Annotated in this window: 20 protein-coding genes; 9 read left to right on the top strand and 11 right to left on the bottom strand. The window is 35.9% G+C overall.

The window, feature by feature from the left end:
- Positions 1–16 precede the first annotated feature (16 nt).
- Entirely contained in the window at positions 17–478 is a 462-nt protein-coding gene (locus ACO05S_RS02460) for a hypothetical protein (protein WP_421919963.1), read from the top strand.
- 851 nt (positions 479–1329) lie between these two features.
- Positions 1330–2091, top strand: coding sequence for a hypothetical protein (locus ACO05S_RS02465; RefSeq protein ID WP_421919964.1), 762 nt, complete (start codon positions 1330–1332; stop codon positions 2089–2091).
- Between the two features lie 76 nt (positions 2092–2167).
- Here the strand turns inward: ACO05S_RS02465 and ACO05S_RS02470 are convergent, their stop codons facing one another.
- From ACO05S_RS02470 to ACO05S_RS02500, 7 genes are all read right to left on the bottom strand, one after another.
- Positions 2168–2362, bottom strand: a complete 195-nt coding sequence (locus tag ACO05S_RS02470; protein ID WP_421919965.1) for a hypothetical protein — start codon at positions 2360–2362, stop codon at positions 2168–2170.
- A 102-nt stretch (positions 2363–2464) separates the two neighbouring features.
- Positions 2465–2956, bottom strand: coding sequence for a GNAT family N-acetyltransferase (locus ACO05S_RS02475; protein ID WP_421919966.1), 492 nt, complete (start codon positions 2954–2956; stop codon positions 2465–2467).
- Positions 2957–3045: 89 nt separating this feature from the next.
- Positions 3046–3870 carry a 1,4-dihydroxy-2-naphthoyl-CoA synthase gene (menB, locus tag ACO05S_RS02480; protein WP_421919967.1) on the bottom strand — a complete coding sequence of 275 codons (825 nt, stop codon included), beginning with the start codon at positions 3868–3870 and terminating at the stop codon, positions 3046–3048.
- A complete protein-coding gene (gene menD / locus ACO05S_RS02485; RefSeq protein ID WP_421919968.1) occupies positions 3867–5564 on the bottom strand; it encodes a 2-succinyl-5-enolpyruvyl-6-hydroxy-3-cyclohexene-1-carboxylic-acid synthase in 1698 nt (565 codons plus the stop codon). Before menD ends, menB begins: the two co-directional genes overlap by 4 nt.
- 426 nt (positions 5565–5990) lie before the next feature.
- The gene (locus ACO05S_RS02490) at positions 5991–7094 is read right to left on the bottom strand and encodes an isochorismate synthase (protein WP_421919969.1); all 1104 of its coding nucleotides are present in this window, start codon (positions 7092–7094) and stop codon (positions 5991–5993) included.
- A gap of 3 nt (positions 7095–7097) precedes the next feature.
- Positions 7098–7514 carry a PaaI family thioesterase gene (locus ACO05S_RS02495; protein ID WP_421919970.1) on the bottom strand — a complete coding sequence of 139 codons (417 nt, stop codon included), beginning with the start codon at positions 7512–7514 and terminating at the stop codon, positions 7098–7100.
- A 317-nt stretch (positions 7515–7831) separates the two neighbouring features.
- Complete coding sequence (locus ACO05S_RS02500) at positions 7832–8023, bottom strand: cold-shock protein (protein ID WP_421919971.1); 192 nt, start codon at positions 8021–8023, stop codon at positions 7832–7834.
- A gap of 465 nt (positions 8024–8488) precedes the next feature.
- On the opposite strand from ACO05S_RS02500, the gene ACO05S_RS02505 reads away from it, so the two are divergent.
- Complete coding sequence (locus ACO05S_RS02505) at positions 8489–8860, top strand: DUF3795 domain-containing protein (RefSeq protein WP_421919972.1); 372 nt, start codon at positions 8489–8491, stop codon at positions 8858–8860.
- 79 nt (positions 8861–8939) lie between these two features.
- Here ACO05S_RS02505 and ACO05S_RS02510 read toward each other — a convergent pair whose 3' ends face one another.
- Both ACO05S_RS02510 and ACO05S_RS02515 read right to left on the bottom strand, forming a co-directional pair.
- Positions 8940–10289, bottom strand: a complete 1350-nt coding sequence (locus ACO05S_RS02510) for a sensor histidine kinase (protein WP_421919973.1) — start codon at positions 10287–10289, stop codon at positions 8940–8942.
- Positions 10279–11649, bottom strand: coding sequence for a sigma-54-dependent transcriptional regulator (locus tag ACO05S_RS02515; RefSeq protein ID WP_421919974.1), 1371 nt, complete (start codon positions 11647–11649; stop codon positions 10279–10281). Before ACO05S_RS02515 ends, ACO05S_RS02510 begins: the two co-directional genes overlap by 11 nt.
- A gap of 174 nt (positions 11650–11823) precedes the next feature.
- Here ACO05S_RS02515 and ACO05S_RS02520 point away from each other — a divergent pair, with 174 nt between their 5' ends.
- Genes ACO05S_RS02520 through ACO05S_RS02530 form a run of 3 tightly spaced genes read left to right on the top strand, consistent with a single transcriptional unit; the run spans position 11824 to position 17290 of the window.
- Positions 11824–12534, top strand: a complete 711-nt coding sequence (locus ACO05S_RS02520) for an ABC transporter ATP-binding protein (protein WP_421919975.1) — start codon at positions 11824–11826, stop codon at positions 12532–12534.
- Between the two features lie 32 nt (positions 12535–12566).
- Positions 12567–14924, top strand: a complete 2358-nt coding sequence (locus ACO05S_RS02525; RefSeq protein ID WP_421919976.1) for an ABC transporter permease — start codon at positions 12567–12569, stop codon at positions 14922–14924.
- A gap of 11 nt (positions 14925–14935) precedes the next feature.
- On the top strand, positions 14936–17290 hold the full coding sequence (locus ACO05S_RS02530; RefSeq protein ID WP_421919977.1) for an ABC transporter permease: 2355 nt from the start codon (positions 14936–14938) through the stop codon (positions 17288–17290).
- A gap of 49 nt (positions 17291–17339) precedes the next feature.
- Here ACO05S_RS02530 and ACO05S_RS02535 read toward each other — a convergent pair whose 3' ends face one another.
- Complete coding sequence (locus tag ACO05S_RS02535; protein WP_421919978.1) at positions 17340–18500, bottom strand: adenylate kinase; 1161 nt, start codon at positions 18498–18500, stop codon at positions 17340–17342.
- A 291-nt stretch (positions 18501–18791) separates the two neighbouring features.
- Between ACO05S_RS02535 and ACO05S_RS02540 the strand changes: the two genes are divergently transcribed.
- Both ACO05S_RS02540 and pdxH read left to right on the top strand, forming a co-directional pair.
- Entirely contained in the window at positions 18792–19190 is a 399-nt protein-coding gene (locus tag ACO05S_RS02540; RefSeq protein WP_421919979.1) for a hypothetical protein, read from the top strand.
- A 10-nt stretch (positions 19191–19200) separates the two neighbouring features.
- On the top strand, positions 19201–19845 hold the full coding sequence (gene pdxH / locus ACO05S_RS02545) for a pyridoxamine 5'-phosphate oxidase (protein ID WP_421919980.1): 645 nt from the start codon (positions 19201–19203) through the stop codon (positions 19843–19845).
- 107 nt (positions 19846–19952) lie between these two features.
- Here the strand turns inward: pdxH and ACO05S_RS02550 are convergent, their stop codons facing one another.
- Positions 19953–20951, bottom strand: coding sequence for a carbohydrate kinase family protein (locus ACO05S_RS02550; protein WP_421919981.1), 999 nt, complete (start codon positions 20949–20951; stop codon positions 19953–19955).
- A 515-nt stretch (positions 20952–21466) separates the two neighbouring features.
- Between ACO05S_RS02550 and ACO05S_RS02555 the strand changes: the two genes are divergently transcribed.
- Positions 21467–24955 carry a hypothetical protein gene (locus ACO05S_RS02555; protein ID WP_421919982.1) on the top strand — a complete coding sequence of 1163 codons (3489 nt, stop codon included), beginning with the start codon at positions 21467–21469 and terminating at the stop codon, positions 24953–24955.
- Positions 24956–25685: the final 730 nt, after the last annotated feature.

The raw sequence follows: 25685 nt of genomic DNA on the forward strand, positions 1-25685 counted from the left end.
TGAAAACACTCAAATCATGCGACTTTTAACCTTCATACTATGGATTATTGCAACAGGCCTGGTTCTTTTGGATAAGACTACGCCTTTGGAAATTACCAATATAAAATTCTACTATTGTTTACTTCTTATTTCAATCACACTTCTAGCAAGTACAATTTTAAGATTTTGGTTAAAACTAAAAGGAGAAATACTAATCATGTCAATCACAATAAGTACTGCATTGCTTTTTTCTATTGCATATGCATTTACTTGGCGTTTGGAATGGAAAACTGAAACAATACTCTACAAAAATCTTCATCTTCAAAACCGAAGCATCGAATTTCAAAGAAAGGATCTTGGTGCCTTGGGATCTATTTCAAGAACCATAGATCGAATAATCATGATACCATATTTTGAATGGAACAAAGAAATATCAATAAACAAGATTGATACTGTAAGTTGGGAGATTGTCGATATTGAAGCAAGCAAAACGTGCTAAGTAAAGACTAGTGTAAAGAATGCTAATTCCCCGAACTAATTTTTTGACCTATTTTCCTTTCTACTGCGTTAAGCTTTTTCGCCGTAGCTAAGGCTATGCCTGTAAACCTTGCCTTGTAAAAAGAAAAATATTTTCAAAAACTTTAATTCGTTTTATTAACACTCTTCACACTAGTTGTAAGGCATTTAAAAAGCAAATACTTCTTATGTCCCCCTTCAATAGAAATAAGCATGCTATCAATATACAAGCTCATACCAGAAGGAAAACAATTGTTCAATCTTGTTTTTTCTTAAATCTGGGTTTCTGAGAGGATTTTCGTTGTAAAATGGATTGATCTGGATTTCTGAGCAAAAATTACCTTGTTTTTTTCGAAATCTGAGTTTCTAAGCGTTTTTACAAGGTATTTTCGAGAAATCTGACTTTCTGAAAGCAAATTTTATTGCAAAATGGATTGATCTGGATTTCTGAAAGGATTTTATCTTGTAATTTTTAAAATCTGAATTTCTCACTCCCATTTTCAAGGAAATTTTCGTTTCTCTGGATTTCTCACTCCAAATTCACTTGTAAAATTCATGATCGGAGTTTCTGAGCCGAAAATTCCTTGTTTTTACTCAAATCTGAGTTTCGCACTCCCATTTTCAATCTGAATTTTTATTCTTCTTGTTTTTTAGTGAAAATCTATTTTGTTAATACAAAAATCAATCAATTTAGCAATTATATGTTAAAATAACCACACTACACCACAAAAGTTTACCATTTTAAATATTTTATAGATTTTTCTTGCTTATTCAAATTCATTTTTATTAAGTTCACACTGCCCAACTTAAAAATAACTCTTAAATTTATCTTAAATGGATACAAAATTATTAAGCACCTGCACAGGAGGTGAAGCTCATGATGCCAGTAGTAACAGCCGTTCGGTTCTTTCTAAAATTGATTTTAGCGCAGACACAAACTTAACTGCAATTGTTACAAAGCTTGAATCAAAAGAAACAAGTCTGCTAAATTCCATCGGGATTGAAACAAAATCGGAATATACCGCTGAAGTATCGGCTCTGGATTCAATTTTTGATGACAGGGTGATCTGTTTAAAAATGTTTGTTGATTCTAACATGCATATGCAAGATCCTGTATTGATAAACAAAGCAAACAAAATTTGGAGCAAGATTGAAGCCAATGATCTTTACATGTACAAGCTGGGATATGAAGAACAAATGACCAATGCATTATCCATGTTTACCGAATTGGATCAGGAGGAATATCAAACCATGATGGCTGATCTATTGGGTGTAAAAGAGAGCTATGTTTTGTGCAAAACGGCTTATACCGATTTGCAAAATATGTATCGCCAAGGTCAGGAAGTAAAAGCTTTAAAAAAACAAATCATTCCTTCGAGTGTGATTAAAAAAGATGTAGTGGAAATTATCAACGACAAATTGCTTCCATATCTGGGCGTATTGGTAGACAACCATCCTGAAACATATGCCGATGCATTTGCAAAGATCAATCACTACATCGATTTAATCAATCAAAAAATCAGGACTCGCAGAAGTAAAGCTAATACCGAAGAAGATCCTGGTAGCGAAGAAAAACCTAGTAACAAAGCGGAATAAGTCATAAATTTTAGATGTTTTTAGGTAGAGGCAAGGCTGAAGGGTCTTGTCTCTTTTTTGTATGCAATTTTTCGAGTTAATTGCCTTTAATTTCTATCAATATTCGATCAAATTCGTCCATAAAAGCTTCAACCAAATGATACTGCTTATTTGTATTCTTATCAATAAAAACGATGCCTTCATCATTGCCAAACCTTATTGATGCTAATTTCAAAAATACAGACTTAATCAGAAGCGCACCAATAAAGTTCAATATCTGATGTTTTGTCATTCGATACAAACTCTTTTCCCCCCTTTCATTAATCTTACATTTCATATAGTAACGTGAGTTCGACGTAAAATCAATTGTTAATTCGTAATTCCAAACTTGTAATTAAATCTCTCTCCCATAATAAACATGCGAACACCACTCTCCATCCACATTGGCAATATTGGGCAAACAAGCCCAACGCTCGAAGCCAAATTTTTCCAATAATTTGATACTTGCCATGTTGGGTTCCAGCAAAATGGCAAACAGGTGTTTAATATGGTATTGAGATGCTTGTTTGATGGCAAAATCCATTAGTTGGCTGCCCATGCCTTTTCCTTGGTGATCATCGTGCAGATAATAGCTCACTTCAAGCGCAGTTTGCAGGGCTCTTCTTCCCTGTCGGTAGGGCGAGTAGCACATCCAGCCAATGATCACTTTGTTTTCTTCCATTACAAATACGGGATACTTATTGGGGATGTGAGAAGTGAACCATTTTTCACGTTCCTCCATGCTGATTTCTTCCAAATCGGCAGTGCAGTATCTTTTGCGAACAGCCTGATTGTAGATCTCGTTAATGGCTGGTAAGTCTTTTGGGGTGGCTAGTCGGATTTGCATGTTGCATACTGTCGTAGGGACTGACATATCATGTCCGATAATTAAATAAAATAAGGACACGCCATGGCGTGTCCCTACAGTTATATCATTTACCCTGGAAATTTTGGAAACTTCTGGAATTCGGGATCGCGTTTCTCCAAGAATGCATTTTTCCCTTCCTGTGCCTCTTCCATCAGGTAATACATCATGGTTGCATCACCGGCAAACTCCATTAAACCACGTTGTCCGTCCAATTCAGCATTCAATCCACGCTTAATCATACGAATGGCCATTGGGCTGCGCATCATAATGGTTTTACACCAGTCTACAGTTTCATCTTCCAATTTTTCCAATGGCACCACAGTGTTCACCATTCCCATATCTTCAGCCTCTTTGGCAGAGTACTGCTTGCAAAGGAACCAAATTTCACGAGCTTTCTTCTGGCCTACGTGGCGAGCCAAATAGTTCGAACCAAAACCGGCATCAAAACTACCCACCTTAGGACCAGTCTGACCGAATTTTGCATTGTCAGAAGCAATGGTCAAGTCGCAAACCACGTGAAGAACGTGACCGCCACCAATGGCATATCCGTTAACCATAGCAATTACCGGCTTAGGAAGCGATCGGATCGCCTTGTGCAAATCCAATACATTTAAACGAGGCACACCATGCTCATCCACATATCCACCCACACCTTTTACATTTTGGTCGCCACCCGAACAGAAAGCCTTATCGCCTGTTCCTGTTAACACAACAACACCAATATCGCTACGCTCGCGGCAAATGTCCATAGCATCCAACATATCAAAGTTGGTTTGCGGACGAAATGCATTGTACACCTCAGGACGATTGATGGTAATTTTTGCAATTCCTTCGAAAAATTCGAATTTAATATCTTCGTATTCCTTAATGGTAGTCCAGTTTCTAGTTGTCATACCTTCTGTTTTATGGTTTTAAAATAATTGATTAACACTCGATCGTTTATCGTTCTTGGGGTTTTAATCTCCAGAACGGCAGCTCTTTTATTGGCTGCATAGAATTCAGGCAAAATGCTTTCTACCTCGTTTTTATTTTCTGCATAAAAATAATCCAATCCGTAGGTTTCTGCCAGCTTATCTGCACGGTATTCCTGCACGGTCTCAAAATATTCTTCCAACTCCTCCACTCCCGACGGACCGGATATGAATCTAAAGATTCCTCCTCCTCCATTGTTGATGAGAATGATTTTCAGGTTTGGACTCAGATATTTGTTCCACAATCCGTTTGAATCGTAGAAAAAACTGATGTCACCGGTAATTAGTGTAGTGATTTTGCCATTCACAAAGGCTGCTCCCACCGCTGTTGATGTACAGCCATCTATCCCACTGGTACCTCGATTCGAGTTATAGGTAATTTGATCGGATGTCTTGAACAATTGGGCATATCTTACCACCGAAGAGTTTGCCAACTGTAAATTTCCCCCTTCCGGGATTTCTTTTAAAATCTTCTCAAAAGCCTTCATATCACTCCATTGCAAGCTGTCAAGATATGCCTCATGAATTCCAGCAACCGCCAAATCTCTCTCTTTCCAGAGATTTGCATATCCACTTTGTGTATGATTTAAGGCTGGCAACAACTGACGGAAAAATGCCAATGGCGAAACATCAATATGAGAAGTCAGATTCTTAAAAGTATCAATAAAATGATCCTCTTTCCCTACAAACCAATGTTCCTTTGGGCGATATTCGCGAAGGAATGCTTTGATCATTTTCGAAACCAACGGGCCACCAAAATTGATCAGCAAATCGGGCTGAAACGCCTTTTTTTCCTCCCCTTTAATGGAACAGATCACCCGATCGATACAAGGCAGAAATTCCTCTCCATGCAAATTGGCAACCGATTCGGTCATTACCGCTACATTTGGCTTTTTTGCCAATTGTTTCAGCAATTGGTTTAGCTCAGCTTGCCGATGCAGCAAGCCTGCCAGTACCAATATCTTTTTGTTCGAATTGAATACCTCTGCCAACTCCTCAACACCATCCTTGCTCAATTCATCTACCGAACTCACTTTACGGATAACCCTTTCATCCATGTCCGGATATTGTTTTACACCATACAAAGGCTCGCGCAAAGGAAAATTGATATGAACAGGGCCTATTCTTCCTGATTGTGCACGCGACAATGCTTCATTGGCCATGCGATTCAGATACCAGCAATCGTCAGGATTATTGGCATCCAATGGCAATTGGTAGCTGCCTTTAACAAAACCTTTGAAAACATCAGGTTGCGGTATGGCCTGACTATCATCTTGTCCAATCCATTCTGTGGGACGATCGGCTGAGATCAGCACCAAAGGCAAACGTTGGTAGTAGGCCTCAGCAACAGCAGGTCCGTAATTCAACAATGCTGTACCCGATGTACAAACCAAACCAACAGGTTTTCTGATTTGCTGGGCAATCCCCAAAGCAAAGTAAGCGGCACTGCGCTCATCTACAATCACCAAACTTTTAACTCGCTGATCTTTTGCAAAAGAAATGCTAAGTGGCGCATTTCTGGAGCCAGGCGAAACAATTACATATTCCATTCCTTTTGCCCAACAGATATCAATCAGTTCTTTCACTCCCTTGATATCCGAATAATTTCGCTCCATATTTTTTTGTGTGTTTCTTTTATCGTTATGCATCCTATATCCATAGGCTAAAAGCAAATAGGTTAAAGCTAAAAGCTCGTTTGAATACGGAAAACACTTTTACCTTTCTCCCTGCAGCTCTTAGATTAGTAAAGCCAAATTTAAAACAAATTCGCTTATTTAACGTGAGTTCGACGTAAAATTCGTTCACAGTTTGATCTGCTTTTGAGTAGAAATTTTCTCAAATTTTCGAAGGAATATCGGGATATTTCAAGAAGATTTGAGGAAATTTATGCCGAAAGCAGGCAAACCCATAATGGAAAGTTCTCTTTACGACATCTTCACATTAAAAATTCCTCAAAATAGCACGCTATTCTTTCCAAATTTTTAATGCAAATCTATCCCAAATATAACTTTCTGTGGATAGAATTTTACGTCGAACTCACGTTATTTAATTACTTTAAGCAAGGTTTGCGCCTTAAAACAGGTTTCCATCCACTCCTTTTCGGGGTCAGAATCAGCAGTAATTCCACCTCCAACAAATAGAGTCATACAGTTTTGCAGAACCTTCATACTTCGCAAATTCACAAACAAAGAAAGTTTTCCGTTGGCATAAACAGGCCCCAAATAACCTGCATAGTATTCCCTATTGTGTTGCTCCACTTTACGGATTAAATCCATTGCTTTTTCTTTTGGCAATCCACACACTGCTGGTGTAGGATGCAAAGCATGAGCAAAACTGGAAATCTGATCGAAACTTAAATTCGTGTTAGCCTTATATGCTGTTTTTAGATGAACAAGGTTTCCTGCTTGTGCCGAATAAGGTCCTTGTTTTTTGAAATTCTCAATCTGGTAGGTATGGAATAGTTCCTCAATGTATTCACTAACATAGGCTTGTTCCTGAATCTCTTTACTCTCCCATTCGACAGCATCCACCGCCCTTTCGCCTAGTTTTTGAGTTCCTGCAAGTGCTACCGTTTCAATAGTTTCTCCATCTGAATTTAAAAATCGTTCGGGACTTGCACCAATCCACAAACCGATACCGGGAATATCAAGCATGGAAACAAAAGCATCGGGGTAGGTCGAATTTAACTTTAGAAAAATTACTGCAGCATCCTTACGACCTTTGTCATTCAGAACCTGTATTCTGGAAAGAATCACCTTGTCTAGCTGCTTATCTTTCAACTCAACAATCATCTTATCAATCTGATCAAAGTAATCGGCTTTCGAACTTTCGTAAAACAATGAGTTTTCATTAACCTGATCAGGAAAATCTGATAAATCAGGAAAATGAGAAGAACTTGAACGAAGCTTAATATCCGGAGAAATGAAGTACGATGAACAAGAACCATCTGTATCAAAAGGAGCAAATACAAAGCCTTCCTTCCCTTTTAAATCTGATAAGTTGCAAAACTTAGATGGAACTGTTTGAATTCCAATTTTGATTTCCTCATCTCCAGGCAAAGCATAAGCATAAAACGAAAGTCGTTTTTGTATACACTGCTCTAAAAAAAATTGTATTGATTTTTCTTTGTCCTCCAATTGATTCATTCTTTACTTGTTAATGATCACATTGGTTATTCGGCAAATCGATACAAGTTTCTCTTGCTCGTTTACAACATTCACCTCAACGATATGAGTCATTCTGCCTTTATGCACAAACTTTGCCTTAGCGGTAATCTTTCCTTTGCGCAAGCTTCGGATATGGTTGGCATTAATCTCCATACCTTTCACATCGTAACTTTTTAAATCGGTATGAATAACGGATAATGCGCTCCCAACAGATTCAGCCAATGCCAAAGTTGCTCCTCCGTGTAATATCTTCATTGGTTGCCAATGATTCGAAGTCACCTCCATTTCGGCTACCAAATAATCATCGCCCATTTCTGTGTACTTTATTCCCAAATGCTCCATTAAAGTTTCGGAACACATTTGATTTAAAGTCGCTAATGCCTCGGTATTTTTAATCATTCTACAAAAATAATGTTTTCGTTAAGACTTCATGAATTATTTCAATCAAGTTAAAAATACTTAAAGTTGTAATTGTCTTAAGTTGAAAAGCTGTATTCCTCTCTCACTTGTTACTCTCCAAAGCTCATTTAACATCTTTTTTTGCACTTTAAGTACGTTAGGCATTTTAAGTATTTAAGGCACTTGTTTAGATCATAACAAATATCGAATTAATTGCTGTTGCCATTTCAAACTTAACATATGAGTTGCTTCCCTATAGAGCCAAAAAAAGCTCAATTAAATTGAGCTTTACCTTAGGAAAAATATCTTAATATAAATTAGCCAATTTTTACATTAACTGCATTTAATCCTTTTTTTCCTTCTACAACATCATAAGTTACGTTATCTCCTTGGTCGATTTTGTCGATCAAACCTGTAACATGAACAAAAATGTCTTCTTGTGTTTCACTGTTTTTAATAAAACCAAAACCTTTAGTCTCATTAAAGAATTTTACTGTACCTGTAGGCATTACTTAAAAATTTAAAATTATTACGTAGTAAATGTACGTAAATTGATTTAATAACTAAGCAAATATCTGATTATTTTCAATTTTATTAAAAAAGATTTAGCCTAAGATATACATTACATGATATTCAGTATGATATAAGAAGAGTTTTCAAAGGTCAAACCTTATAATAACGTGAGTTCTACGTAAAATTCTATCCACAGAAAGTTATATTTGGGATAGAATCTTAAGTCGAACTCACGTTCTTTAATTCTGTTTTTATTTTATTCCATTTGCCAGATGGAAACCACAGGATCAAAATAATCATGCTCTTCTCATAATAAAACTGGTATTAATCGAACTCGGCTTAGCACATCAGAATGATTCCGAAATGAATGTATAGCCGCTAATTTAGAAGTATTATAGGCATTTTTTCGAAACTCCAAGACATCATTTTAAGTATCTTTAGGAGAACGAATTTTTAGGTCGATGAACAGAATTAAGGATAAAGATAGAATCTCATATTGCGGAGTTAACTGCTCAACATGTCCTGTGTATGTTGCTACTCAAAAGCAACAGGAAAAAGTTAAGATCCGCATTGCGAAACTTTGGTCAGACGAGGATCATGAATACGAAGCATGCGACATTACCTGTAAAGGATGCCATGAACCTTGGGGGAAAAAATTTCACCATTGTATTGAATGTAAAGTTAGAGAGTGTGCAAGGCAAAAAATTTACGAAACTTGCGCCGAGTGTGGAGAATATCCTTGCAATAAACTAATCGAATTAAACAATACCCTAGACAAGAAAATTGCAAGAATCAATCTGGATGATTTAAGAAAAAATAATAAAGCTGGTTAATTCCAGCTTTTTTATTGCTTGTATAATAAAGGATGATCGAACCACTCGCCAACTGCTTTAAGGAAAAGATCCTTTGCAACTAAAACTGCAATGTAAATTCAGTACACCTATTGGGTTCAGAACGAACTGAAATGGATCCACTGTGCAAACTCATAATCTGTCTCGATAAATTGAGTCCAATTCCGGAACCCTTTTTCTTGGTTGTAAAAAATGGTGTAAAAACATTCTCTATTACATCTTCAGGAATTCCTGCACCATTATCTCGAATCATGATAAAATTAACCGGCTTGGCTTCTCCCGTGGAAATTGACAAGGTCTTATTCTCCGTTTCTTTCATTGCATCAATCGAATTTCTAACCAAATTAATCAACACCTGGGTAATCAATTTCTCATCGGCAATTAACTCCTGGTCCTTACTCTGAAGATGATAAGTAAATTCTATCTGCTCAGCTTTCAACTCTTCTTTAAACAGGGTTTCAATTTGCATGAAAAGTTTCTCCATCGGAATCAACTCGAAATGTGGCTTAGGCAAATGAGTTAAATTTTTGTATTCATCAACAAAAGCCAAAAGTCCCTTACTTCTTTTTCGAATCGTGCTTAAGCCCATTATGGTATTTGAAATTGTTCCCTCATCAATCCAATCATCTTTTGATTTCTCCTCATGGTTCTGATACAGCTCAATCAAACTACCGGATAACATAGAAATTGGACTAACCGAATTTGTAATTTCATGTGCAAAAACACGAATCAACTTGTGCATGGCATCCATTTCTCCTTTGTCAACTGCATTTTTGATATCCTGGAAAGCAACTACTTTTAAGTGTTCATCTTCCAGCCTAAAACTTGTAGCTTTAACTGCTAACTTTAAAATCCTGTTTTTAACCAGGTAATTCCTCAACTTTTGCTTGCCCGATTTTGTTCTTTTCAAAAAATCAGGAAACTCCTGATCGATACATTCCAAATCGGATATATTCGAAAAATCCTCAACCAAAAACAATTCCTTAAATGCTGAATTGCACAACTTCACATTCCCCTTTGAATCAAAAGCAAGAAGTCCGATACCAACCAATTCAAGAGTATGCTGAAAGAATATCAGATCCTTTTCCTTCTCTATTTTAACTTTACCAAAGGCATTAATGATGTGATTAAAACTTTGATGCAAATTCTTAAAGGCCTTGTCCTTTTTTTGCTCATTAAAAACCAAAGTTGAATCCTGATATTGAAAAGCATCAAAAAAACGAGACAAATCCCTGTTGGTTTTATTCACATAGTGCAATAAATAAACAATTTGTAACACCCAAAGTACAGCTAAACTGTAGGTGGTAACCACCATATATTCTCTTGAATGAACAAACCGAAACAGCACTGGCGTAAGGGATATTAAAATCACCTGCACTATTATTCCGATGTAAAACCGCCTATAAATCATACTTTTTGATTTTGTCGTAAAGGGTTGAACGATTAATTCCTAACTCTTTTGAAGCCATACTCATATTCCCTCCGGTAAACTGAATGGCTTTCTTAATCAATACTCGTTCATTTTCTATTAGATTAAAACTATCCGGCATCACTTCAGTTTTTTTAAGTGATTCCCCTATGATAACGTCCTCAGCATTTAGTTTTGTCGAATCATTTAAGATTACAGTTTTCTCGATAATATGTTGCAACTCTCTAATATTACCTGGCCATGCATGTTTCTCCAGCTTTGTCAGTGCTGATTTATTCATCTGCATGCTTTCCTTAGCATATTGCTTTGTAAATTTTTCAAGGTAAAATTGCGACAACTCTGCTATATCTTCTGATCGTTCTTTCAATGATGGTAATTCTAATGTTATGGTATTTATGCGATAAAGCAAGTCTTCTCTAAACAATCCATCGGCAACCATTTTAAGCAAGTTGCAATTTGTTGCAGCAACAATTCTAACATCAATTTGTACTGAAGTACTACCACCTACCGGAGTCACTTCCTTTCGTTGAATGGCAGTCAACAATTTCATCTGTAAGTGTAAGGGAACATTTCCAATTTCATCTAAAAACAAAGTTCCTCCTGATGCCAATTCGAACCTTCCCATTCGGTCTTCTTTGGCATCGGTAAAAGCACCCTTCTTGTGTCCAAACAATTCACTTTCGAACAAGGATTCTGAAATTGCCCCCAAATCAACATGAACAAATATTTGATCACTCCTGGTCGAACGCAAGTGAACTTCACGTGCAACTACCTCTTTCCCCGTTCCATTTTCTCCAGTTATGAGCACATTGGCATCGGTAGCAGCAACTTTATCTACTGTGTGAAAAACCTCCTGCATTCTTGGCGATTTTCCAATAACGAAACTTTTATTTTTGTTGATTTCCTGGTTTAACCTTTTCTGCTTCGACTTCAAACTCTTTATTTCCATTTTCGAACAACGAAGCTTGAAAGCCGATAAAAGAGTTGACAAAATATGTTTCTCGTCCCATGATTTCTGCACAAAATCAACTGCTCCCTCTTTCATTGCCTTTACAGCCAACTCAATATCACCATAGGCAGTAATAAATACAACACAGGCATTTTTATCGTAGTCTAAAACCTGCTTTAACCAATACAAGCCTTCATTTCCCGAATTGATTCCTGCACGAAAGTTCATATCAAGCATAATCACATCGTATTCTTCTTCGCGTAGTTTCGACAAAAGTATATTGGGATTATTAATGGTATCTACCCTTTCGAAATGCGCTTGTAAGAATAGTTGAAAAGCAAATAGCAACTCTTCGTTATCGTCAACAATTAGCAGTTTCCCTTGTTTAGGCATAAGTAGAAATTTAAATAAATGTTAAAGTTAGCATATTGTAGGCATTGACAACAGGGAGTGTTGGAATTTCCAACACAATAAAATTAGCTAAAATCACAAAACACTGAATATCAAATCATATTTTATTTGGCACATAAGTTGGCATCAACCAAACGTATCTTTAAAACTAAAAAAATGATTGTTACTAAAAACTTGTGTAAAATATTCAGAACGGAAGAAGTTGAAACTTCAGCATTAAACAATGTAAATCTAAACATTCAAAATGGTGAATTTGTAGCCATTATGGGGCCTTCGGGTTGCGGTAAATCCACACTTTTAAATATCATTGGCTTGCTTGATAATCCAAGCAATGGCCAGTACATTTTTAATGAAATTAATGTCTCTAAAAAATCGGAGAAACAAAGAACACAATTTAGAAAAGGTAATATTGGATTTATATTTCAAAGTTTTAATCTGATTGATGAATTGACAGTTTTTGAAAATGTTGAGCTACCTCTGATCTATATGGGATTGACAACATCAAAAAGAAAAACAAAGGTTAACGAGGTGCTGCAAAGAATGAACATTTCTCACCGAGCCAAGCATTATCCTCAGCAATTATCGGGCGGTCAACAACAACGCGTTGCAATTGCCAGAGCTGTAGTTTCTGATCCAAAACTTATATTGGCCGATGAGCCTACCGGTAATCTAGACTCAAATAATGGAACTGAAGTAATGAAATTGCTGCAAGAGCTGAATCAATCCGGAACCACTGTTGTTATGGTAACTCACTCAAACAGCGATTCAGAATATGCCAATAGAGTGATTCATTTGTTTGATGGTAAAATTGTATCAGAGAATAAACATCAGCAAAATCCAAAAGATCTTATCAATGAAGAATTATAATTCTTACTTTTAATCCAAACAAACTTTACAATATGTTCTTGTATAAACTCAAACTCGCAATAAGAAGCTTTGCAAAGGATAAGCTTAACACTTTCATTAATATATTTGGATTAGCTGTTGGAATGGCAGCTGTGATCCTGATCTCTGTTTTCATTCAATATGAATTGAGTTACGATAAGTTCAACTCCAAATACGATCGTATTTATCGCCTTGTTTCTCAATTGGGAAAAGAAACAGCACGTGATCATGCCATTTGTCGAAGAATAAACCACGAGGAATACAAGAGGAACATTCCCGGACTAGAAGAAATCACCCAATTATACAATGGGTGGAATTGTGAAATTCATCATAAAGATGAGAGGTTCTTCAAATTCAAATTTTATTTTGCAGATGACAATTTTACCAAGGTTTTTGATATTGATTTCCTGCATGGTAATCCTGAGAATGCATTGGAAGACTCTAAAAGTGTTGTTCTGTCTGAAAAAGCCGCTAAAACCATCTTTGGTAAAACGGATGTAATCGGAGCTTTAATTAAGGTTAACGGAATTGACTGCACCATTTCTGGTGTTACCAAAAATCTTCCTAAAAACTCACACTATAATTTTGATGTATTGGCACCACTAGAATATGTTTATCCTATTCACTCAAAATCGGGTCTTGAATTTTTTACCTATGCATTGGTAAAAGAAGGTGCGGATCAGGAAACTTGCTTAAATCATGTATTGAAGGAATACCGCAAGAATCTTGATGGATTTCAACAATATGGTTACAAAACAGGAGCCTATTTTCAAAAACTAAGCGATGTTCACCTGCGTTCTGCAAACTTGCATAGCATTGGTCCACAAGGGAATATCGATGTAGTATTCATCTATATTTTTCTGGCCATTTTAATTCTTTCCATTGCCATCATCAATTTCATCAATATCATGACGGTTCAATATGAAGGCAGAATCAAGGAAATTGGCATGAGAAAAACCATAGGTGCAACCCGTTGGCAGTTAATCAAATTATTTGTGGGTAAATCAGTACTTCTCACCTTTTTTGCTTTGATTTTGGGCATTATCTTGGCAGAGATCTTCCTTCCACACTTTAGGCAACTGGTGTACAGAGATCTTACCCTGGCTTACTCTTCTAACTTACTTTTAAGCATTGGCTTACCTGCTTTAGCTTTGGCAGTAGGTTTTTTATCAGGCGTTTACCCTGCAATATTTATCTCTCGCCCATCTCCTTCTGTTGCATTACAAGGTGGTGGTTTAAAAATGAATGGAAAAAACATACTCACCAAAGTATTGGTCATTTTTCAATTCACCGTTTCAATCACTTTAATTGCTTCTTTATTTGTTCTGAACCAACAGGTAAATTATTTAAAAAATGCAAATTTAGGTTTCAATCCTGAAAAAGTTTTAGCCATTGAGAACATGAATGCAAAAATTAACCAGTCCTATTTCTCCATAAAGGAAGAATTACTAAAGCTACCTTTAATCAGGTTTGTATCTGCTTCTGATCATATTCCAGGAGGTGGAACCAGTGGACAAGCATTTACTGTTATGGGTGAAGAAGAGAACAAACAAAAATCTTTCAACTCATACAGAATACAACCTGACTATTTCAAGACCTCAGGAATTGAAATTAGCCAGGGACGAAGCTTTAAGGAGACAGGTAAAATGCATGAAAAGGGCATTATCATTAATGAAACAGGTGCAAAATTATTGAAACAGAAAGACGTAATAGGCTTAAATGTTGAATACAAAGGCCACGCACAGGAAATCATAGGTGTGGTAAAAGATTTCCACTTTCAATCGCTACGCAATCAAGTAGAACCATTAATGTTTACCCACAATAGCTATGGCATGATTAGTGACATCTTGATTCGTTACCAAGGAGATGAACTACAACAGGTATTGGAAGAGGTTACCAATGTAATTCGCAAATTCGATCCGGGCTATGTATTAGATTATACCATCATTAAGGAGTTTAACAGAGGTAAATACAGGGCCGAAGAAAGATCAATGACATTTATTGGCTATTCATCCATCATATCATTGGTATTGGCACTACTGGGACTTTACGCCTTATCCCTTTTCATGGTACAAAAGAGAACCAAAGAAATCGGTATCAGAAAAGTAAATGGGGCAAGCATGTGGCAAATTACTTCTCTTTTGTTCTCCACTTTCTCGAAATGGTTGAGCATTGCATTTGTAATAGCAGTTCCTATTTCTTACTTCATCATGAAGAACTGGCTGGAACAGTTTGCCTATCATATCAATATCGATCCTATTTTATTCCTCATCGCTGGTATGATTACAGCCTTATTTGCCCTATTAACAGTAGGCAGACAAACCTGGAAAGCAGCAAATCAAAATCCTGTAGAATCTTTGCGATACGAATAATACAGCAAAATATGTTCTGGTATAAACTTAAACTATCCATTCGAAGTCTTGCGAACGACAAAATCAACTCGTTCATCAATATTTTTGGATTAGCTGTTGGAATGGCTGCGGTTATTCTAATTTCAATTTATGTGCAGCATGAATTGAGTTACGATAAGTTCAATAAAAAGTATGAACGTACATTTAAGCTTTTGTCATTGATGAATGACGCAGGTAAGGAACTGGTTCCTCATGAAATTTGTTTTAGGCTTACACCTGATAATTTTTCCAATCAACATCCCGAAATTGAAGAATTGACTCAACTTTTATTAGGATTTCGTCAAGATGTCAAAGTAGATGATAAAACATTTAATGGAATAGCATGCTTAAATTCCGACACAAATATTCACAAAATTTTTAGCTTTGAAGTAATTGCGGGAAATCCAAAACAAGTTTTCACATCTTCAAATTCAGTCGTAATAACAAAATCAACGGCACAAAAATTATTTGGAAAAACTGATGTTGTTGGTAAAGATCTGAAAATACATGGCTCTGATTTAGTAGTATCCTCAGTAATTGAGGATTTACCGAAAACATCTCATTTTGAATTTGAAGTTTTGTTACCTTTTACTGCTTTTCCAAATAGGGCAAATTCTACGAGTGTAAATTATCACACCTATATTTTATTTAAAGATCATATCAACTTACCCGAAGCACTATCTAAAACCAAAAGTGCATATGCGAAAATAATGAATGATGCATTTGGGGAATATGGTGAAAAAACGGATGCTCGTCTGCAAAATTTAACAGACATACACTTACGATCGGATTATTATACGGATTTGAAACCATCAGGTGATATTAATACTGTTTATGTGCATATTTTATTGGCTTGCTTAATTCTTATTGTAGCCATAATCAATTTCATCAATATAATAACCGTACAGTATGAAGGAAAAATCAATCAAATTGGTGTGAAAAAAGCTTTAGGAGCAGAAAGAATTCATTTGATCAAAGATTTTCTTGGAAAAAGCCTATTTATGGCTTCCATTGCCTTAGTAATAGGAATAATAATTTCGGAAATACTATTACCACATTTCGCCAACCTAATGAATAGAAATTTACAAATTGACTACCTCAACAATCAACTTTTATTCATTGGACTTCCTATTTTAGCTTTATCAGTCGGTATAATATCTGGCTTATATCCTTCAATTGTTATAAGCAAATACAACCCTTCCCTACTTGTTAGAGGAATTAGTTCTGGAAAAGGAAATGTTTTTTCTAAATCTCTTGTAATTTTTCAATTTGTTACATCTATTGTATTAGTAAGTGCAGTAGTAATATCTCAGCAACAAATATATTACATGAAAAAAGCTGATTTAGGATATAATACTGAACAAGTGATTGCAATCAATAATTTAAGTAAGAAACAAAGGCAATCCTACGAAGCCATAAAACAAGAACTTCTAAAAAATCCAAAAATTCAAAATGTCAGTGCTAGTGATCACTTTCCAAATGGAGAAGGATCTGGACAAATGTTTGTTTTAGATGGCTTAAGCGATGATCACTACAAAACCTTAAATGAGTACAGAGTACATCCAGATTATTTTAAAACACTTGGAATTGAATTTGTAGAAGGAAAACCTTTTGAAGAAGCTAACTTTGAAACCAAAAATGGGATCATAATAAATGAAACGGCAGCAAAATATCTCGATACAAAATCTCCATTAGGCTCTATTGTGCATTTTCATGGAGAAAAATATGAAATTCAAGGTATTGTTAAAGATTTCCATAATTTCTCGTTAAAAGATAAAATTGCACCATTGATGTTCAGTAAGAGTTGGTATATGCAGCTTATTTTAATCAAGATAAAAGGCAAGGATATTACAAATACAATTGATGAGGTAAAAAAAACATTTAATTCATTTGATCCAGAACAGGTTAACTTTCATGTTTTTATTGATGATAGGTGTCGAAACCAATATCAGAAAGAAGAGCGTTCACATATTTTAATCTTATCCTCATCAGCTCTTTCAATTTTACTTGCTTTATTAGGATTATATGCCTTAACATTATTTATGGTTCAAAAAAGAACTAAAGAGATTGGCATCAGAAAAGTTAGTGGCGCCAGCATGTGGCAAATAACCTCTCTGTTATTCTCAACATTTGGTAAGTGGCTACTAATTGCATTTGTGATTGCTATTCCGATTGCATGGTATATTATGCAATATTGGCTGGAAGGTTTTGCATATCGAATAGAAATAGGTATTCTACCATTTATAATTGCAGGAATTGTAACAGGTGCATTTGCGCTTCTAACTGTTGGAAGACAAACCTGGAAGGCAGCAAATCAGAATCCTATAGAATCACTACGATACGAATAAAAAAATCCCCAAGGCACTCACCTTGGGGATTACTTTTTCTATTTCATTCTTACTGAATATCAGATTTAATTTCCTTGGCAATTCGTTCAAAAACCTCATCAAACTCTCCCACTCCATCAATCTTTAACACAGCATGCAACTGGTTGTATTTTTCTATTACCGGCACAGTTTTTTGTTCGTGCTCCTGAAGTCGCTTCACAATCTTCGAAGTTTCGGTATCGTATGGCATGCACCTATCGGTTTTGCTTCTTGCATCTAATCTGTTGATCAATTCCAAGGTGGGCACTTCTATTTCTATTACTTTTGAAATCGATGATCCATGTTTTTTCAGTAAACCATCTAAAATGTATGATTGAACCAAAGTTCTTGGAAAGCCTTTAAAAATAAATCCCTTTACCCCATTCGAATTTTCAATTTTCTTCTCGATCAATTGAACTACAATCTCATCGGGCACCAATTCCCCATTTTCATACAATTGTATAATTCTCTTGCCAATTTCCGACCCGCTCTTGATCTCATGATCCAACATTTGACCTGTTGCAACATATTCCAAGCCAAATGTTTTCGCAAGGGCAATTCCCTGTGAACCTCTTCCCGATCCCGGATATCCAAACAGCACCACATTGTACAAACTCTTCGCCAACTCTGCATTTATTATTTTTTGGATCTCCAGATTTACCTTGTCGATGGACTGGTTTCCATTCACACCATAATAAATTCCTTTGTCCTTATAAAATTGAAGAATGGGCAATGTTTTATCATTGTACTCTCTTAATCGGTTCCTAATTACCACCTCATTGTCATCTGATCGTCCCGAGGTTTTGCCCCTATTTAATAATCTTGTAACCGATATTTCTTCAGCCACTTCTAAACTAATCAAACAATTAAGAGAAGTATTCAATTTAATCATCAGGCCTTCCAAAATATAGGTTTGGATATAGGTACGAGGAAATCCATCAAACAAGAATCCATTAGCATCAGGATTTTCGGTGATGGTTTTCTCGATAATTTGCACAATGATTTCATCGGATACCAAACCTCCGGATGCTATGATATTTTGCGCCTGTAAACCCAGTTTTGTCTTTTCTTTGATCTCTTTTCTTAAAAGATCTCCTGTAGAGATATAAAAGAGATTGTATTTTTTGATTAGAAATTCTGACTGTGTTCCTTTCCCTGCTCCGGGTGGACCAAATAAAGCAATATTAAGCATAAGTATATTTTTAGTAGGTTAGAATAAATCAATTTAACTTACAATGTAGCACATATATGGCTTAAGTTCAAGAGCTTTTTCGATTAGCCCCAGTTCAATTAAAAATATCCGCCTCTTCAGGAAAACATTAATCCGCAATTAAAACCTATATTTTTTTATCCTAAATCAAAAAAACAAAAAGGCATTTCTACATTTTTGCAGCATGCTATTTTGTTTAAGACAAGATATTATTCTATTTGGAATTGTTTTAATTAAAGAAGATATTCGCATAAAAGAACAAGAGATCGGAACATGAGTAAGAGAAGGTTAACAGGAGAAGAACTTCACGAACTGGGAATTAAGTGGGTATACAAACACATTAAGGATGAATTTGAAGTACTTTCTGTAAATATTGAGTTTGATAAAAATCCACAGATACTGGCAAAGAAAAACGACGAATTACACTTTATTGTGGTAAAAACCAGTACTTATCCCGATGTGGGCTCATTAAGTTCGGTTGCAGCAGAAGAAATCATAAAACATGCCGATAAACACAAAGCCAAAATATTGTTTGCCCACGTTGGTGTTGCTAATGCTGATTCGCAAGATGAAAATGGAATGCAATTCCCCGAAAAAGATGGACAATACTACATCAACTTTTCCGGATTAAGCATAGAACCAAATATTCTGCTTGATCCAACAAACAATTAATTCAACAGTCATGAACATGAAAGAGGAATTCAAGCAAATTAGACACGAGTATGGCAAGAAAACATTACTTGAATCTGATGTGAATCAAAATCCATTTGAGCAATTCAAAATTTGGTTTTCCGAAGCCATAAAAAGCAACTTGCCTGATGCTAATGCCATGTGTTTATCTACAGTAAGTGCAGACAGCAGACCCTCTTCAAGAATTTTACTGCTAAAAGATTTTGATGATAGTGGTTTTTGTTTTTTTACCAACTACAACAGCCGTAAAGGAATCGAAATCGAAAACAATCCATATGGAAACATGGTGTTTTTTTGGCCTGAATTAGAACGACAAATCCGCATTGAGGGAAAGATCGAGAAACTGGACACAAAAAAATCTGATATCTATTTTAATGAAAGACCATTAGGGAGTAGAATTGCAGCTACTGTTTCTCCACAAAGTAAAGTGCTTAAAAATCGAGAAGAATTAGATCAAATGATGCAAAAATTTGCAGAACAGAATGGCGAGAATTTTACAAGGCCAGATTATTGGGGTGGTTATAAGCTCGTACCTTACTTGTTTGAGTTCTGGCAAGGACGAGAAAACCGCCTTAACGACAGAATTGAATACAATCTTGAAAAAAACAACTGGATACAACAAAGACTTGCCCCCTAAAATGACCCCCTTGATCATTGTTATTCTTTCGTTGGTATAATTATTCAAAAAAAAGAGTTTTTACAGGGTTACTTTATGCGTTTTTAGCGAATAAAACTATGAGAACACTACCCTTTAGTAGTTTTCTCTTTCAGTAAATTGTATGTAGTAAATTCGCCCTTCCTAGTCCTGGAAGGGTGTTTTTGTTTCCTGTATCTCTCTGCAAATTCTTCCGAAATATAATTATCATATCCCATACATACATGTTGCGATAACTCAACCGCAAGAGTTACCATTTCCGTAATATGCTCTTGTTTCAGATTCTTTATTCCATCTTTACGGATATTGGCAGCCATAATATAATAGGCTATGGAGGCATTGAAAGTATCACCGGCGCCAACCGTACTTATCGGATTAATTTGAGGAACTTCATATCCATATTCCCGATCAGCACAAACAACAACTCCATTTTTATTAGCTGTATAAACCAAAAGTGCTGAGGAGAAATCCTTCATCCAGTTTTTGGCTTCCGAAAGGGTATTTGCATTACAGATCAATTGAAAATCTTCATTAGAAGCCTTTACAATATTAGCCATTGCCATATTTTCCTTTATAAACGGAAGCACATCCTGCAATAAACTTAAATGCTGCTCCCTAAAATTCGGATCATAGATTATAATGGCACCCTTTTTTCTACATTCCTCCAAAAAAAGAATCAGATCGTTTCTAAATTCATGTTTTATTGCTAAAAAAGATCCAAAAAGTATGATATCATCTCTTTTTACATCCTTAGGGAAAGTAATGCACGACTTCATACCCTTTCTGGTTTTATAGAATACATAGTCGGCATTCTTTTGCTCATCCAAAAAAGCCAAGGCAAGATTTGAATTGGTATCAGAAAATCGAGATATGTTATGGATCCCAACCGAGTTCTGTTCCAAAAATTTAATGATATGAACCCCTACACGATCTTCTCCCAATTCACTTATAAAAGACACATTTACTCCCAACCGACCTAAACTAACCGAAGAATTTAGAAATGAGCCTCCTGGTCGGGGTGTAACTGACATATCGCTTTCAAAAACCAAATCCAAAACACAATCTCCAATGGTATATACTTTTCTCATTATTAATTTCTCTTTAAAGATTGCTACTAAAATAAGACTATAAATTTACCTGAGTTCGATACAAAGATTTTATTGATTTTATTCTAAAAAAATCATGAATCATAACAGTATTACCCATTTTAGAATGGAATATCTGGATCTCAGATCAGAAAAACACTCTTATTTTTTAAGAACACAATTCCGGCAATCCATTTTTCATCAGTGTATGGCTATTTCCATTAGTAAAATTATAACCCCCAAGATCAAAATAATCATTACCATGTTCGTTAAATAATTATTTTAATCATGCTCGTTTCGAATTCTCTAAAAATTATTTAATTTAGACTTATTCTATATAACGAATGAACTATCAAGATTAAATCGTTTTCGATTCATGCAATTATCATAGTCAAAAATCAGCAGGGGTAAATTAAATAGATTAGAACAATAGTGTGGAATGCAGGAATTTTTGACAAGCAAAAAAATAAAGTATTTTTGATTCCATCATTCCCTAAGCAAACAAAAATTGGAGAAATATGCAAAGTAAAAAACCAAGCGAAATTAAAAAGAAGGTTAAGGGAGATCAAAAGGATCTAATCCGATATATCAACCTTCAATTGGCTTCTATGGGTCAACCCATTTTTCAGGGAGAATCCCCGGAAGGGAAAAAGCAATTATCTGATACAAAATTTATCGAATTAACGGATAGCTTAATTCAAAACTACCGGGCAAAATCACGTTTATTGGCAGATCATCTGTGCCCTGCTGACCAACGTATACAAGACTTTTTAAATGATTATTTAAAAGATGTAGATGAGGATACAGCTCAAATCCCTACAGATACATTTATACTTGATCAGCCTGATATTGCAAGAGAATTAAGCTTGCCTCCCAATAAGGATGAACACATTACAGAACTTTTAAGTTCTTACAGGATTAAACAAGGTGTACTTCACAATCCTAAACACGACAGAAGAACTACCAAAGGTTCATTCCATATTGTTGATGGTAGCCTTCCGGTACCTCTAGACAAGATTGAAGTACCTAAAATCGCATTTTCAAGATTCATAAAAGCAGCTCTTAATCCCCCTGCTGAAACAAAACGTTTACCATTTACTGCTGCGCAGGAAGACAAGGCTGAAATGATGGTTTCTCTATTACTTCGCCCTATTGTATGTCCCGAAGTAAAAGGTGTTATCAGTCAGAAAACCATGGAGGTTCGATTCTTTGCTCCTGGTAGTTTGGTAAGTAATCTGGACTTTGTTGAATCAATTTTCGGAAATGCTGGCGATCCAAATATTCCTGCCAACGATGCTGGTTTAGATATTGAACACTGGACGGGTCATACAGGATGCATTATTTTGGCTCCTCACCTGACCAAACTTACTAAAAAAGAGTTGGGATTACCTCATTACGATAATGCAACTGAGCGTCAGAAAAAAGATGGTGTTTGTTGGATCAAGGAAGACGAACTTTACAACAATGGTTCTGCATTTAAATTAACTTGCCGCAGCGAAAACGGTGTGGTAATTACATTAATTGCTGATAACTATTTCGGATATTCAAAAAAAGAAATCAAAACGCAAATCAGTTTCTCGGCTAACCTTTACGGATTAGCAGAAGAAGAACATGCTGGTGGTGCCATTGCATTCCCCAGAAAGAACTTAGGTGATAGCTTTAGCGGATCGCTGTTCATGAAAAGCGTTTTGAAAAAGCAATATAGCTACGATGATGTAGTACAAGAATTTGGATCTACAATGGATGTATATCCCGAAGGTTTTGCAACTGATAAAGAGTATCCAAACATTTACTATATCAACGAAAATGCAAACATCGATCTTTACCAAAGCAAAGTAAGCTGGGAAAAAGATGGAAAAGAGCAAAGCATCAGATTGTTACCGGATCATTACTATGTGCATCCATCAGGATACAAATTGCATATGGAGAAACACCCATCTGCGCCTTCGTGGAGATTGGTTAGTACTGCATCCGAAGGAACATTCTGTCACAAGCCTTGTACTGTATCGGGTGGTGGTAAGTCAGAGATTTCAAAATCACTTTTAAATGCTATTATTTACAGCTCTTTCTATGTGCAAGACATGGAGAAAGATTTCAACTTAGCTGATAAAGTAATCAATCATGATTATACTCAACGCTGGAAAAATCATCCAGACAGAAAGGAACCTTCAAGATCATTGCTAAGCTCTGATCGTTCGTTAGGATCTGTGGTGAAACTATTAACGCCATCGAAATATTATACCGCTGAGTACAATAACTTCCTGAACACCATTCCTGATCATGTAAAAGCATTGGTACTGTTTGTGAAGAGATTTTATCGTCCGGAACGTACCGATAGCAATTGGAGAGATTACTTCTCGGTTGACGTAATCAATGGTAGAAAAGGACACGAACTGTTATTTAACAACCGCAAGATCGTAGCCAGTTACCTGCGTGTAGGGTTTGCCGATGACAACTCATGGTATTTGAACAAATTGCGTCAGGACTTTATTGCTGCTGCTAAAATTCAAATGGAGGATGACATTACAGCATCGGTTGTACTTCCTGCTAATCGTTTGAATCATTTAAACGAAGCATACGATAATCAAAGCGTTAAGATTACCACCAACTGTGAGAAGAGATTCTTCCAGCGTCCTGATGAAGCCATTCACAGAGGTTACGATAAAGAAGCAGAGGCCGATCTATCCATGAGAAATAACTTTACATCCAACTACGAGCCTTTGACAACAGAAGATGGTAAAGATTTAATTGCCGACGCAATTGGATTTGATTTATACACCAAACCAATTCAAGAAGTAATTAAGCAAGGAGCCGACAGTAAAAAAGCAAATTACTTTATCTCTCCTTCTCACCCTAGAATTGTTAACGGTGCGCCATCAAAAAATCCAAGATACCTGCAAATCAGACCTGATTTGGTAAATCCTATTGACGACCGCTTGGCTGATGTTGGTATTCGCTTAGCCAGAAGAATTCCATTAAATCAGGCTGTACATCATCCTGTAAATGCAGTTCTTCCAGGGCGCAGAAACAACCCGGCAGAAAAAGAAGCCGGTATTCGTGCATTGAGTGTTTACAATCCAATTCACTACCAAGAGTTGCCCGAGTTGTTTATGGACTTTATTTGTAGTTTAACTGGTAAGTCACCATCAACAACAGGAGCTGGTACCGAAGGTGCTTTAACAAAAGGTCCTTTTAACATGTTGTCGCCAACTTCTGATTTGAACAATGCCTTGCTTTCATATATCCTTACGGGATATCAGGGATTCTCATCGGCTGCAGGTTATGTAGGAAACGAAAACCGATTCGACCATGATGTTTCCTTATTGATTCCTGAATTGTGGTGTCGTTTGAAAGAGGAGAACCGAAATCCACAATTGTTGATTAAAGAAGGATCATTGGAGAAATTAGATGATTTCGAATATGAAGGAGAAAAAATCTATGCTTCTCGTTTGGGATATCGCATTACCGAAGAATTCTTGTTCCGCTATATGAACCGTATTTTCGACGAACCTCAAAATGTATTCAACGAAAGAATGTTGAAGCCAGAGATTCAGGATATGGAATCATATGTTGACGGAATTAAAAATATCTGCGAAGCACAAGAAAAAGTAGCCATAAACTACTTTAACGATAATAGTGTTGAAGCAGCTATTCCTCCTTTAAAGATTCTTTTAAGCATCATGGCTTACGGAGAATACGAAGGCAAAGAGATCTCAGATCCTGAATTGCGTAAACAATTCGATCGCGATGTGGTTATCAATTCTGATTGGTACAAAGAAAGATTGAAACGCAAGCAGCAAATTGATATCGATTTTTACGAGAAACAACTTGAATATGTCAAGTCGTTTATGGCTAAAAAATTGAACTCTGAATGGACCGAGGATTTAAGCCTTACCGATAGATATGAAAAAGCGAAGAAGGATTTAGAGCATGTTAAAACTGCTGAATATCTTGAAAGTTTAGTGGGTACAATTGGTGCCGATCCACTTTTTAGAAGAGAAGAATAATTTAAATTCGATAAGAAAATGAAAAGGGCGACTCATTAATTTGGGTTGCCTTTTTTAATTAACGTGAGTTCGACGTAAAATTCGTTCACAGTTTGATCTGATTTTGAGTAGAAATTTTCTCAAATTTTCGAAGGAATATCGGGATATTTCAAGAAGATTTGAGGAAATGTATGCCGAAAGCAGGCAAACACATAATGGAAAGTTCTCTTTACGACATCTTCACATTAAAAATTCCTCTAAATAGCCCGCTATTCTTTCCAAATTTTTAATGCAAATCTATCCCAAATATAACTTTCTGTGGATAGAATTTTACGTCGAACTCACGTTAATTAATAATGTAGATAAATAGGATGCGCTAATCTCTTTCTCTTCTCGACTCTTCGACTTTAAAAAAAGAGCCCGTGATATAGGGGAATCACGGGCAACAATTCTAAAGGGTTAATTAACCTACTAACCAACCTTTCGGTTGAACCTTTAACCAATTCCTAACTCTCATCAGGAATCAGAGTTTAAAGATAGAAGATTTTTTGGTATTTTAATATTTAATTGTCAGATAATGAGCCATTAAATAGATTCAACACAAAGCATAAGTGAATAATCCTGTTTTATAACACAACTGTAAAACAATCACATACAAAAACACTTGTTGGCATAATAAGCAGTGCATAAAAATGCATATTTCGCAAAATAATACAAGCAAAACCTTTAAATCCAACAAAAATATATGGCA

The organism is Marinifilum sp. (genome assembly GCF_965230805.1).
GTDB lineage: Bacteria > Bacteroidota > Bacteroidia > Bacteroidales > Marinifilaceae > Marinifilum.